A 12,836-nucleotide genomic window follows, 5' to 3' on the forward strand; every position below is an offset into this window, starting at 1 on the left:
TGTGCTTATCCTTAAATAGCTCGTAGGATTTGTTCTAAAATACTGTGAAATTTCTGAACGAATTTATTCATCGCCTCAACAGTTGAGTTATATTGAGAGCTGAGATCATTCAGTGTGGTTGTTTTGATCTGAACTTCGTCATTCAGCAGTTTGGACTTATCGCTGATTGAGCTTGAGAAGTCAGTTAAATAAGTGGGTTCATCTTTTTTATTCTGGTAGGTCTTGTTCTGAGCATCTACACCCTCTTTTTTAAGAAAGTCCATATGACTTATCTCGCTCACCTGTTTATCAGGAGCTATGCTGTGCAGATATGCGTATTCAGGTGACTTTTTAAATGCCTCTTCTGAACCATAACCAAAGTCACTATGAGAAAATTTGTAGCTAGCAGGGTTGTATCCACTGTTATTACTCTGCTGAGTATGAATTTTCGATTGAACCTCTCCAAAAACCTTCAGGCGAGCGGTGAGATCCTGTAGGTCGTCTTTTACCTCATTACGCTTTTCAAGGCGGTTTACCCGTCGCTCATTCAGTGCTAACAGCACCTGCTCGTCAAAACGGTTGGCGAGACTAGCATCGGTAATCGACAACAGATCCCGGGCGGTCAAAGCGTGTTCAGCCAAGATTTTATTGTCGTCAAGCTCTTTCTGGCTAACGTTGCCAAGCCTAGCTTTTAACTTTTCGAGATTTTCAGTCAGCGTCGTGTAGCGTTGCAAAAGCGTTTTGTCACCGGACATTTCCTGCCCACTCTCGTATTTTTGAAACAGGACCTCTATATCGTTTCCAGCGCTTTCCTTAATCCTTTCGAGCTCCTGTTCCGAAACCTGACTCTGCTTCTTATCCTTCAGTCCACTAACAAGAGTATCAATCTGCAAATCCGTTAACGGCTTTGCAATACCGGCAAAGAAAGTGGAAATAGAGATCTCTATTTTTGGGTCATCTTTCAGCAGCTTAACCATATCCGCAACACCTTTGGTAAGTGTCACTTCTCCTGATAGCTGCCCCTTAACGCGGGCATAGGTGTATATCCCTTCAACCTGCCCGTCAAGATTGCTAAAGAGTTTCTCCAGCTCAGTCATTGACATACTGCCAATACCAGCTCTTACAAACCGGCCGGCTATCGCCTCTGCATCCTCTTTACTGATTAGCAGCGAACTTTGTAGAAGCTCGGTTACTTTGTTTGTAAACTGCTCTTTCGTCAGTAAAAGATTCTCTGACAGCAACTGTGATAGCGGGAAAGATTCTTTTCCCAGTCGCTCAAACATAGCTCGCAGGTACTGAGTGCCCTCAACAGGATTTTCTGAAAGCGGTAACCGAGCTTTGATACCAGCAAAAAAAGTACTGAGCTCTTCTGTTTTGCTTTTCAGGCCAACAGCGTCCAAATCCTGCATCTGCTCAGCTAAGGACAAAGAACCTGAAACCGTCAGCTGAATATTGCGGATAAACTCCGTCGGCATACCCGGCCCAACGCTCTGGTTTAGCAGGTTGGTAAACCAGCTTTCAAACTGAGTTGCTAGAGTAATATTCAGTTGTGTATTCAACTCACTCTGCGCAACCGTGCCCTTCGCATCACCTTCAGTGGGAACTTTAGCTTTAAGGTTATCAATCCACTGAGTCAGAGCACCCTGAAGCGGCATATCAGAAAAAGCCGCCTGCTTCTCAATCAGTGTCTCAATAGCTATCGCGTACTGTTGTGCAATCTCTTCTGCAGCCGCTAAGCCATTGATAGGAGGCAGCCCTTGCAGTTGAGTAAGAAGTGGGGCGATTAGAGTATACTGGTCTTCGGAGAGATTCTTTTTAAGCTTTGCTTCCAGTTCAGCCTGAAAGGAAAGAGGAACCTGAGGGTTGTCTACATCACCAGTGCCACTCGTTGCAACCGCGTTTAAGTCTGTCGTTGTTCGCATATCTGTCATATCAAAAAACCTTAAATCACCATTCCGCGCATCATGGTCGGACGTTTTCTTCTTTTGCCTTTTTCACCCGGTGCCTGTACAGCATTCAACTGCTGACGCCTGCGCATCACCTCTTCTACCAGTTCCTGCTCTGCATGTTTCATAGTTTGTGGAGAGGCACTGATCCCTCCCAGCAGGATTTCACCGGCTACAGGCCCGACCCCAAGCCCTTCCAACAGTTCATTAAATACATCACTACGATCTCCGGCACTTTGGATCGCTAGTTCGGCTTGGTCTATCGTGTCGGTAAAGGGTTGTTTCATCTTGTTTTCCATCATAAAGGCAGTAAAACGTCGCGCGCTGTCAGTAACAGCCGAGACTTTTTACTTTTTTCTATTTTTCAACGACCTATAGTCAGCTAAACGCAGTAAATACCAGTCAGCTTCTGCATCATGGCTGGCGCCACAAGCCGTTAGATAAAATTGCGCAAGCCGTTGGTTACTCATGTTACTACCACGCAACACATCGACATTGCCTCGAATCACCCAGTCTGGTGGGTAGAGCCTAACCGCATGTTCAGCAAGCATGAACAGGCAGGAGAATGGGTTTCGAAGTCCTTGGTTGATGCTGGTTCTTCTAAGCAAAACAATAACGATCTCTCCCTCTTCAACCCGAAATACAAGCTCCATTCCATCAAATTCAATACGGTCACCGAGCTTGATGGCGCTTTTTTGCCAGTAGTAAGGCGCCGTCTCTATCCCTGCGTCTTGCAAAGAGCGAATTAGTTTGTCCATTACATTCCAACCCGACCAAGTGGTTGAATGTTGATTTGCTGTGTCAACTCTTGGAAGGAAAGCACTGGCAACTCGTAATAGTCTGATTCAATCAGCTTCCTGACGTATCGACGTACATCCATCGAGACGACGAGCACTGGCTTATTAGGCATTCTGCTAAGATCCCCCACCGTCTGCTTTACATCGCTGACAAATTGCTGAGTAACCGAAGGATCCAACGCCAAATAGCTGCCTGCTGATGTTTGTCTAATACCATTGCGAATCGTATCTTCAAGGCTTTGATCTAGCAGATAAGCAGGGAGCATGTTTTGCCCACTGGCGTATTTGTAGCAAATGTATCGCTTCAAACTTGAACGAATATATTCAGTGAGCTGAACAACATCTTTTTCTTTTTGTCCCCACTCAACCATCGCTTCGAGAATAACCCTTAGGTTTCGGATAGATATGTCCTCCGAAACCAGACGTTGGAGGATCTCCGTCATTTTTTGCAAAGGTACGATTCGCTGTGCTTCTTTCACCAACTCGCCATAACTGCCTTCCATTTGCTCAAGTAGGTAACGAGTTTCCTGAATCCCAATAAAGTCTTGTGCATAGTCTTTCAACACGTGTGATAAATGGAACGTCAGGATTCGATCCGGAGTTAAGAAACCGACATGGCTTATCTCTAGCTTTTCCCGATGGCTGTTTGCCACCCACCTACTCTTGATCCCTGGTAGGAAATCTTCGTCTTCTTCATAAGGTATCCCGAGCAACTCGAGCTGCTCTGCTCCCTCTGTCACGAGTAATTTGTCTTGTTCTATTCGACCTCTTGCAACTGGTACTTCTTGTAGCTGAATTAAATATTCTCCGTTGCTCATTCCGTCATTGAAGCGCAGGTGGATACCAGGGAAAGGAACGCCCAGGTCGAGGTATAGAGCGCGCCTAACCCGCGCAAGCTCATCGTTAAGTGCCACCGCCTCTAGGTGTACCTGCAAGCTTGAATCGAGGTCAATAAGCAACGGCACAGTCATCGCGAACTCTTCTTGTTCGGTTAACTTACCTTTACTCACTCGAGACTGAGATGGTTTATTTGGCATCGCTGCAGGTGAACCCGCTCCTTGAGCGACAAAGGTAGATAGGTCAGAGGTGTCAGTCTCATTTTGCTTTTTCTGTTGGTAAAAGAGAAACATTCCCCCTCCCCCAACCACTGCGGCTAGAACAAGGAAAGTTATCTTTGGAAAACCAGGTATCAAAGAAAACAGAATCAGAAGAACACCACCAATAAGCAAGGCCCTTGGTTGAGCCGTTACCTGCCCACCAATATCTGAGCCTAAGTCTGATGACTCTTCATGAGACACGCGCGTAACAATGATACCAGCAGTAATAGCGATAAATAGCGCAGGGATCTGTGAAACTAAGCCATCTCCAACCGTTAGAATCGCAAATAATTCCAACGCTTCTGAAGCACTCATACCTTTCTGAGTGACCCCGATCATTACACCACCAAGGATGTTGACTACGATGATGATCAAACCCGCAATTGAATCTCCTTTTACGAACTTCATTGCGCCGTCCATCGATCCATACATCTGGCTCTCTTTCTCAATCAGAGAGCGGCGGTGCCTAGCTTCATTGACATCAATCACCCCAGCGCGCATATCACCATCGATACTCATCTGCTTACCAGGCATAGCATCAAGCGAGAATCTCGCACTAACCTCAGCAACACGTTCAGAACCTTTGGTTATTACCATAAACTGAACTACGGTGATGATTAGGAACACGACAATACCGACAACTAAGTTGCCACCCACCACGAAGTTACCAAAGGTATAGACAATTTGGCCTGCATCACCTTGTAGAAGAATAAGGCGTGTCGTTGTGATAGACAGTGATAAACGGAACAACGTCGTGATTAGGAGAACAGCAGGAAAAGCGGAAAACTCTAGCGGCGTGGTAATGTAAATCGCCAACATAAGTAGCACCACCGCAATACTCATGTTCGCACCGATCAAGACATCTACAAGCCCTGTCGGGAGCGGCAAAATCATCATAAAGACTATCGCTAGCAACATAACTGCTAGCATAATATCTTTACGCTGACCGACCTTATTTAGTATATCAATCAACTTATTCATTGGATTCACTATTTAGTGATAGTAGGTAACGTCTGTGAGCCTGACGTGCCCCATCTTGATTATTCAGTTTCCATCTGGCCTGACTGAGGCAAAACCAAAGTCCCGGCTCATGGTCTTTTGAATCGACCTGTAGTAATTCTTCGCACAACATGGTTGAACGGGTGTATCGCCCTGTCTGGAGACAAGCAACAGCGAGCAGACGTTTTGCTTCCCAATTGTCAGCGTTAAGCTCCAGTAGTGCATCGAGCAAAGAGATCGCGTTCTCTGGTTGTTGGTACTGAATTTGAAGCGCGGCATGCACAAGCAATAGCTCTGATTCTTTTTTACTTATCATTGCACGTTAGACCTGAATCAATAGATTAAGCGCCATGGTTAGATAACGTTGATCTAGTTGGCTGCTCTCTAGCGTTTTTGCTGCTGAAGTTAGTGTTTTAGAATCCTGCTGAACTGCTAACACCTTGATAGTGTCTAAAGTTTGGTCAAACTGTTCACGATACTTTTCTGGCCTCAATAGATCAGATTGCGTTAACTTTGGCTTAGCCAACTTTAAGAGGTATTGGTCAGATGGACGGAGATCATATAAACGTTCTAAGTGTGTTGCTATCGCTTGGCCATCGGGCAACAGTTGAAAACGTTGCGGAAAGTCGTGTTCAGCTTGTTCAGTTGTAAGATGACTAAATGCTTCTATTCCAACATTTAGTGTGCTTATTTTATTCATTGTCCAACCACTTCATTATGAAGTCGAATCAGTAACGCAAAAGCTTGTTCTAAGGACGGTATTGTCACCTCCTCACCATTGATTTGTGCTGAGAATACGAGAGTTTCTTCTCCTAACAATCCCGTACGAACCGAAAACGGCCAGCCATTATCAAAGTTACACAGTGCTAATGCATCTTTAAGCAGGTCGCTCGATTGATGCCATGAGATCCCCCTTGAAAGCATCAAAAATAGGTTGTCCTGATGTCTTTCTATATGGAGAGTTCCACTCAGTTGGAATGTCAACTGCACCCGACCAGTTGATGCAAAATCAACTGTATCTAGACCCATTCCTCGACAAAAATCATCCACTGATGAGTCAATCCAATTCATCTTCCCATGCTTCCTCTTCTTCTTTATCAACAGCTTCATCGAGTGCCGTTTGCACTGCTCGAATTAAGTTTTGTCTTTGCTCATCGTCTGCGAACACGTCTACAGGTATATGTCGAACCAACTTGTGTAACTCGCGGAAGAAACCTATTTTTTGTTCAACCAAGATTAAACCCATTGATTCAGCTAACTTCCAAACCGCTTCAGCACCCACCCATCGTTGTTCAACCAAAGCGATGATGTCAGCCATTAAGTCAGAATCCTGATAAGCCATGACTCATCCTTTGCGGTTGAAACATTTGAAACAGACCGCGTACCTGGTCCTGAAGCGTGTTTAAGGTTTTTAGCTTCTGCATATCAGACATCAGTAGTTGCAGTTTTACCGAGTCAATCGTGCTACCTTGAACACTCAAATCTGCACTCATGCCTTGCAACATGAACTCCACAGCGGTCGATACTTCCTGTGAACCGAATCGCTCGACGACGTCCTGATATGCAGCTCCTAATCCTTGATAGCTATGCACAGTATCCCGATAGAAACCTCGCAACTGATGCAAGCTGCTGAACTCTTGCTCCCGACTAAAATCATCTGCAAATTGCGAAACGCGGATTTCGGTATCGATCTGAGACCAGGAATCCGGACTTTGCTCCATCTTCGTTAAGGCTTGATCTATAACCGCCAGCAGGTGCTTATTGTCTGGGCCTGCTTTGAGGTACTCCTTCGCCGCTTTCAATGCGAGGTATTGGTGGCTTTTTTCTTCTGAAAAACCATTTAGATAAGCTTGCAATTGTGCAATCGTCGAAATATTGCCACCTGCCATCTTGGCAGCAAGGTCTTTAATTTTTTGGTTTTTCTCTAAATCAGGAACTTTCTTTAGATACTCAGAGACCAATTCGTGAACTTCATTAACACGTGAGCCACTATCTTTGACTTTACGTTTGCTAAGGTCTTTTTCTGCTTTTTCTGAGCCGAGTGACGTCAACTCCTCCATCGCATCGAATAGCGACTGAGTAGCATTGTGCACTCTGACCGTTTCTCCTCGATAGGTACCTTTGCTACTAGCAATATCATGACGACCACTATCTTGGCTAACTCTTACGGACGCATCAAATTTCGAATTTGTAGTGACTTGATTGTTGATCGTACTCATTCACTCACGCTCCAATTTTCCCAATTTATAGAGCGATTATATTGAGCACCCTCATTCCAAGCTGTCAAAATCAGACGCGTTTTTTTAGCCCTTTTTTAGTTTTCTAAAAACTCCCGACTAATAGTCACTATAAATAGAACGCCCTAAAACCTATTCTCGCAATCATCAATCATTGTGCATTAATTTTAGTTTGAACCAGTTTTCCTATATTACCGATACTCAGCAATCCGCTATTAAACAAACGCGACTGATCCAGATCCGAGGGCGTGTTACTCAAGTGACTGGTACGATCATCAAAGCTGTAGTTCCAGGGGTACGCGTGGGAGAGCTTTGCGAACTCCGTAATCCTGACCAAACTTTGTCTTTGTTAGCCGAAGTTGTGGGTTTCCAACAACACCACGCACTGCTAACCCCGCTTGGCAACATGTTTGGTATTTCGTCCAACACTGAAGTTAGCCCATTAGGTAAAATGCACGAAGTTGGTGTCGGTGAACATTTGCTAGGTAAGATTCTTGATGGGCTTGGCCGTCCGTTTGATGGCGGGCAAATGCAAGAACCTACCTCTTGGTATCCCGTCTATCAAGATGCACCACCACCGATGCAACGCAAATTGATAGAAAAACCCATTTCACTAGGTGTCCGGTCAATTGATGGCCTACTTACCTGCGGTGAAGGCCAACGGATGGGTATTTTTGCTGCTGCTGGTGGCGGTAAGAGCACCTTACTAGCCAAACTTATTCGTTCTGCTGACGTCGATGTCACTGTACTTGCTCTTATAGGTGAACGTGGACGGGAAGTTCGAGAATTTATAGAACATGACCTTGGTGAAGAAGGTATGGCGCGCTCTGTACTGGTCGTCGCGACATCAGATCGCCCTGCGATGGAGCGTGCAAAAGCTGCTTTCGTGGCGACGTCTATTGCCGAGTATTTTCGCGACCAAGGAAAACGCGTTCTTCTACTCATGGATTCAGTCACTCGTTTTGCCCGCGCTCAACGAGAGATTGGCTTAGCGGCCGGTGAGCCACCTACACGACGTGGATATCCGCCATCAGTTTTTGCAGCATTGCCTAAGTTGATGGAGCGTGCTGGACAATCAGATAAAGGCTCAATTACGGCTCTTTATACTGTGTTAGTCGAGGGTGACGACATGACAGAGCCCGTCGCCGATGAAACACGTTCAATACTCGATGGGCACATTATTCTGTCTAGGAAGCTCGCGGCAACCAACCATTATCCCGCGATTGACGTACTACGCTCTGCAAGTCGCGTAATGAATCAGATAGTTGATGATTCGCACAAAGAGTCTGCGGCTCATATGCGTGAAATGTTAGCAAAATACGAGGAAGTCGAGTTGCTAATTAAGATTGGTGAATACCAACAAGGCACAGACCCTAGAGCAGATATGGCAATTGCTCAAAGCGAAAACATCCGCACTTTTCTTCGTCAGGGTACTCATGAGCCAAGCGACTTAACAGGCGCGGTTGAACAACTTACGGGAATTGCTAACCAATGATTGCCCAGCTTCTGCACATCAAAAAAATTCGTGCTGACAAAGCCGATAAGGCCGTCCAGCAGCAAGAGTACCGAGTTTCCCGCGCCTCCGCGCTCGCGTTAAAAGCAGAACAAACGGTCAAAGAATACCATCACTGGCGCGAGCAAGAAGAAGAACGGCGCTTTGCCAAAGCCAAGCAAAGTACTGTCTTGCTCAAGGAATTGGAAACGTTACGACAAGAAATTGCTCTGTTACGAGAACGCGAAGCCGAGCTCAAGCAAAAATCTGCAGAAACAAAGAAAGCACTTGAAGAAGAACAGCGACTCTTGCAAGACAAGAAAAAAGCCGCCTTACAAGCACACAAAACCACCGAAAAGTTTGTTCAGCTATATGAACAAGAGCGAGCAGAGAAAGAACTGCTAGCACAACATCAAGAAGAACTGGAACAAGAAGAATTTCGCACTGTCGCGGTAATGTAGAGGGAACAATGCAAATTAAGCAAAACATTGACGGTCAGACCCTAAATCCATCTCAAAAAATACACTCTGGAAAAGCTTTAGAGCAGGACCCAAATCGCCTGCAATCTCGCTTCGAAAATGCGATGGCTGACAAAAAACAGACCAAAAGAAAAGCAGAGATTACCAATAGCTCGGTTCCCACTGGTATGGATGAAGCCCATCTCAACTCAAAAAGTGAAAAAGTCTACCATTTGCCTTCTGATATTGAAGTTTCAATTGACTCTACAAACCAATCGATTAAGAACGCTTCAGCGGATGGGATGCAATCGGAGCAAACTCTTAATGAGTTCGAAACTAAAGATGCTCGTATCTTACAATCTCATTTTGAAGAAGTTGTAACCGACAAAAAACAATCAAACAAGAAGAAAACCGTCGATAAAGATTCTGCACAAACGAATGCTGTAGAAAGCCTCCCTGCCGATAAGGGCAAGCTCTCGTCAAATCGAGGAGTGGAGCTCCCACTTGCTCAAAGTAATAGTCAAAGACAAGATTCTGATTTGTCACCAAAGGATAAAAAGCACAAAAATCCAATAGAGGGCAGCTCTGCTTCTTTAGGCAATAGCAAAAGTGAATCAAATCTCTCAGTTCTAGGCCGTGGAGCATCCAGTACTGAAGTAAAAGAGATTACTTTTGAACGACTCGAGACACCTTCAACACCTAAAACAGAAACAACTCAAATTCAGTCCTCTAATGTGATGACTCAGGGGGAACTCATATTAAGGAGCATGACCAATCAAGCTTCTCAGCCAACTCAACACGAGCTGTCTCACCTCGTCAAACAACTTGTAGAGCAGATCCAAGTATCGCTACCGAATGCCACCACATCGAAAGAGGTGCGCTTACTTCTCAATGACGGTCAGCTAAAAGGTGGGGAGATCCAAATTAAGTTAGATAACCAAGGTTATAGTGTGACAATCCGTCAAGATAACGCTCTTTCAGTCATTAACCAGCAGGCACGCCAAGAATTATCCGAAAGGCTTAATCGTCTTAACTTAGATCAACCGATTAGAATCACCGTCACAGAACAAGCAGACCAACAGCATGACCAGCAGCATTCACGTCAACAGCGCAGCATTTATGAAGAATGGCAGCCGGAGGAAAACTGATGAAAATAGCGTTTCCTAAAATCGAAGCCGAAAGCGTTGAACTGATTAATCGCCTTTGCACAAAACAATGTTACTTCCATGGCAATAATGGAGGGAGCTTATCAATCACTATCGCGGAAAAGCCGCAGTTTTCGGGGTATCGACTCACAGCGATAATTGGTAGTCAAACTCTACACATCGACTTGGCATCGGCACAATTACAGCAATGGCTTGGCGATATCCTTAAAGAGACTTCTTTCGACTCACTACCAGATTCGCTTCAGCTCGAGCTATTGGGTGCTCAGTTGGAGCCATATGTGCGTGAGTTAAAACAGCAGTTTGGGCAGCTTCCGGTTCTAAGCAAGTTGGAACCCATTACGATAGAAAGCACTCAAGGTCAAACCTTGATGTTAACTGCCAAGGACAACAACAATACACTTTGCCTTTGGCTGAGCCAAGGCAACAACGTTCTCGTCGAAGCTCTGCCACCTCTATCCTCCAAAATCAATCAGAAAATCACTCTGCCAATCTGGTTGTGCCTTGGCACCACTCAATTATCGGTTAGCGACTTCACTGCACTTGAACAAGGCGATGTTGTCTTTTTTGATCACTGCTATGTTGCTGAACAGCAAGTTGTTTTTCAGCTATCGGGCAAAAATCTATGGCGATGCAAGCTTGAAGACCAAACCATTCAAATACTGGAAAAAGAACCAACTATGAACGATTTACATAACCAAGAGCCGATTACCGATCATCAACAACTTCCAGTTGACCTTACTTTTGATGTTGGCCAGCAGGCGATAACCTTAGAGCAACTTACTCAGCTTCAACCTGGCTATGTTTTTGAGTTAGACCAACCCATAACCAAACCGGTGACATTAAGAGCCAATGGCAAAGTGATAGGTCAATGTGAGCTTGTTAATGTTAACGATAAGCTCGGTGTTCGCTTGTTAGAAATTTTTATCGGCGAGAACGCTTAATATGATTCAGCTGCCAGACGAACTCAATCTCATCGTCAGCCTTGCGCTACTGGCGTTGATTCCTTTCATCGCAATGATGGCCACCTCTTTCGTCAAACTTGCGGTCGTCTTTTCATTGTTGCGAAATGCATTAGGCGTGCAACAAATACCGCCTAACATGGCGTTGTATGGTCTTGCGATCATTTTATCTATTTTTATCATGGCACCCGTTGGCTTCGAAACCTATGACTATGTGAAGGCAAACGAGATTTCTCTAGAGGATTCAGCAAGTGTTGAGGGACTAATTGAAAGTGGGATGCAGCCCTATCGCGAGTTTTTAAAAAAACATATTCGAGAGACAGAAGCCGCATTTTTCACCGATGCTGCGCGAACTTTATGGCCGCAAAAGTACGTCGACCGACTTGAATCTGACAGCTTATTGCTCTTATTGCCTGCATTTACCGTCAGTGAACTCACTCGGGCTTTTGAAATAGGTTTTTTACTTTATCTTCCCTTTATCGCCATCGATTTGATTGTGTCAAACATTCTGTTGGCAATGGGGATGATGATGGTATCCCCTATGACCATTTCGCTGCCTTTTAAACTGCTGCTATTTGTACTACTTGATGGCTGGACCAAGTTAACTCACGGTCTCGTGTTGAGTTACGGTTGACAAGGTATTTAGCTATGAACCCTTCAGAAATCATTCACTTTACGACACAAGCACTAACACTTGTCTTGGTACTATCGCTGCCTCCCATTTTAGTTGCTGCCTTTGTCGGTACTTTGGTCTCACTGATACAAGCGCTGACTCAGGTCCAAGAGCAGACTCTCGGATTTGTCGTTAAGCTGATTGCGGTCATCATTACTCTGTTTGTCACTACCCAATGGTTAGGTGCCGAGCTGCATTCATTTGCCGCGCTTACAATGGATAAGATCCCGCAGATACGATGAACTACGAAGATCTCCATCAAGCTTTATTTGTCTACAGCTTAGCGCTACCTCGAATGATGGCGTGTTTTATCTTTTTGCCTATTTTGAGCAAACAGATGTTAGGTGGCACTATGGTCCGCAATGGTGTCCTGTGCTCACTGGCACTATTTATTTTTCCAATCATAAATCAGCACGCCTTACCTACCGAGATTGACGGGCTGTGGATTATGGTTATCCTTGGCAAAGAGATCTTATTGGGCCTTTTGATCGGCTTTATAGCAGCGATTCCATTTTGGGCAGTGGAAGCTAGTGGTTTCTTGATCGACAACCAACGCGGAGCTGCAATGGCAGGAATGTTTAACCCTACACTAGGGTCACAATCGACGCCAACAGCCGTTCTGTTGACGCAAACGCTCATAACCCTCTTCTTTTCTGGTGGTGGCTATATCGCATTTATGTACGCGATTTTCAAAAGTTATAACTCATGGCCCGTTATTGATTTCTTTCCAACGGTAACCGACGCTTGGGTAACATTCTTTTACGGGCAGTTCCAGCAAATGTTATGGCTTGGAGTCTTAATGTCTGCACCATTAGTATTAGCGATGTTCTTATCAGAGTTTGGGCTTGCACTCATTAGCCGATTTGCTCCTCAGCTCAACGTATTCTTCCTCGCTATGCCAATTAAAAGTGCCGTTGCGAGTGTTTTACTGATTTTTTATCTCGCTTTGATGATGGACCACTATCAAGACCTGTTCCCCAATATCACCTTGTTTGTCGAATTACTAAACCCCATTTGGCTAAGCCACTAGGAT

16 protein-coding genes are annotated in these 12,836 nt (G+C 44.9%); 7 read left to right on the forward strand and 9 right to left on the reverse strand.

The annotated features are described in order from the left end of the window. Window positions 1-11: 11 nt before the first annotated feature. Genes IX91_RS08965 through sctW form a run of 9 tightly spaced genes read right to left on the reverse strand, consistent with a single transcriptional unit; the run spans window position 12 to window position 7,037 of the window. Entirely contained in the window at window positions 12-1,910 is a 1,899-nt protein-coding gene (locus IX91_RS08965) for a virulence-associated V antigen (RefSeq protein ID WP_004745552.1), read from the reverse strand. Between the two features lie 11 nt (window positions 1,911-1,921). Beyond that, complete coding sequence (locus IX91_RS08970) at window positions 1,922-2,212, reverse strand: LcrG family type III secretion system chaperone (protein WP_004745553.1); 291 nt, start codon at window positions 2,210-2,212, stop codon at window positions 1,922-1,924. 60 nt (window positions 2,213-2,272) lie between these two features. Further along, a complete protein-coding gene (locus IX91_RS08975) occupies window positions 2,273-2,683 on the reverse strand; it encodes an LcrR family type III secretion system chaperone (RefSeq protein ID WP_004745554.1) in 411 nt (136 codons plus the stop codon). Beyond that, window positions 2,683-4,809, reverse strand: a complete 2,127-nt coding sequence (gene sctV / locus IX91_RS08980; RefSeq protein WP_086017193.1) for a type III secretion system export apparatus subunit SctV — start codon at window positions 4,807-4,809, stop codon at window positions 2,683-2,685. The genes IX91_RS08975 and sctV overlap by 1 nt, the downstream gene beginning before the upstream one ends. Continuing rightward, entirely contained in the window at window positions 4,793-5,134 is a 342-nt protein-coding gene (sctY, locus tag IX91_RS08985) for a type III secretion apparatus assembly chaperone SctY (protein ID WP_004745556.1), read from the reverse strand. Before sctY ends, sctV begins: the two co-directional genes overlap by 17 nt. Window positions 5,135-5,140: 6 nt before the next feature. Then, entirely contained in the window at window positions 5,141-5,518 is a 378-nt protein-coding gene (gene vscX, locus IX91_RS08990) for a type III secretion system protein VscX (RefSeq protein WP_004745557.1), read from the reverse strand. Continuing rightward, a complete protein-coding gene (gene sycN / locus IX91_RS08995) occupies window positions 5,515-5,889 on the reverse strand; it encodes a type III secretion chaperone SycN (RefSeq protein ID WP_004745558.1) in 375 nt (124 codons plus the stop codon). The genes vscX and sycN overlap by 4 nt, the downstream gene beginning before the upstream one ends. Next, window positions 5,876-6,160, reverse strand: a complete 285-nt coding sequence (locus IX91_RS09000) for a TyeA family type III secretion system gatekeeper subunit (protein ID WP_004745559.1) — start codon at window positions 6,158-6,160, stop codon at window positions 5,876-5,878. The genes sycN and IX91_RS09000 overlap by 14 nt, the downstream gene beginning before the upstream one ends. Beyond that, the gene (sctW, locus tag IX91_RS09005; RefSeq protein WP_004745560.1) at window positions 6,141-7,037 is read right to left on the reverse strand and encodes a type III secretion system gatekeeper subunit SctW; all 897 of its coding nucleotides are present in this window, start codon (window positions 7,035-7,037) and stop codon (window positions 6,141-6,143) included. The genes IX91_RS09000 and sctW overlap by 20 nt, the downstream gene beginning before the upstream one ends. 190 nt (window positions 7,038-7,227) lie before the next feature. Between sctW and sctN the strand changes: the two genes are divergently transcribed. Genes sctN through sctT form a run of 7 tightly spaced genes read left to right on the forward strand, consistent with a single transcriptional unit; the run spans window position 7,228 to window position 12,833 of the window. Continuing rightward, the gene (gene sctN / locus IX91_RS09010; RefSeq protein WP_038197446.1) at window positions 7,228-8,550 is read left to right on the forward strand and encodes a type III secretion system ATPase SctN; all 1,323 of its coding nucleotides are present in this window, start codon (window positions 7,228-7,230) and stop codon (window positions 8,548-8,550) included. Further along, complete coding sequence (gene sctO / locus IX91_RS09015) at window positions 8,547-9,008, forward strand: type III secretion system stalk subunit SctO (protein ID WP_004745562.1); 462 nt, start codon at window positions 8,547-8,549, stop codon at window positions 9,006-9,008. The genes sctN and sctO overlap by 4 nt, the downstream gene beginning before the upstream one ends. A gap of 8 nt (window positions 9,009-9,016) precedes the next feature. Further along, entirely contained in the window at window positions 9,017-10,153 is a 1,137-nt protein-coding gene (locus IX91_RS09020; protein ID WP_004745563.1) for a type III secretion system needle length determinant, read from the forward strand. Further along, window positions 10,153-11,112, forward strand: coding sequence for a type III secretion system cytoplasmic ring protein SctQ (gene sctQ / locus IX91_RS09025; RefSeq protein WP_004745564.1), 960 nt, complete (start codon window positions 10,153-10,155; stop codon window positions 11,110-11,112). Before IX91_RS09020 ends, sctQ begins: the two co-directional genes overlap by 1 nt. A 1-nt stretch (window position 11,113) precedes the next feature. Further along, window positions 11,114-11,764 (forward strand): SctR family type III secretion system export apparatus subunit VscR, encoded by a 651-nt coding sequence (vscR, locus tag IX91_RS09030; RefSeq protein ID WP_004749292.1) that lies wholly within the window; start codon window positions 11,114-11,116, stop codon window positions 11,762-11,764. A gap of 14 nt (window positions 11,765-11,778) precedes the next feature. Continuing rightward, window positions 11,779-12,045 carry a type III secretion system export apparatus subunit SctS gene (gene sctS / locus IX91_RS09035; RefSeq protein WP_004745567.1) on the forward strand — a complete coding sequence of 89 codons (267 nt, stop codon included), beginning with the start codon at window positions 11,779-11,781 and terminating at the stop codon, window positions 12,043-12,045. Next, window positions 12,042-12,833, forward strand: a complete 792-nt coding sequence (gene sctT / locus IX91_RS09040; RefSeq protein WP_004745568.1) for a type III secretion system export apparatus subunit SctT — start codon at window positions 12,042-12,044, stop codon at window positions 12,831-12,833. Before sctS ends, sctT begins: the two co-directional genes overlap by 4 nt. Window positions 12,834-12,836 lie beyond the last annotated feature (3 nt).

Source organism: Vibrio tubiashii ATCC 19109 (assembly GCF_000772105.1).
In the GTDB taxonomy this organism is placed as follows: domain Bacteria; phylum Pseudomonadota; class Gammaproteobacteria; order Enterobacterales; family Vibrionaceae; genus Vibrio; species Vibrio tubiashii.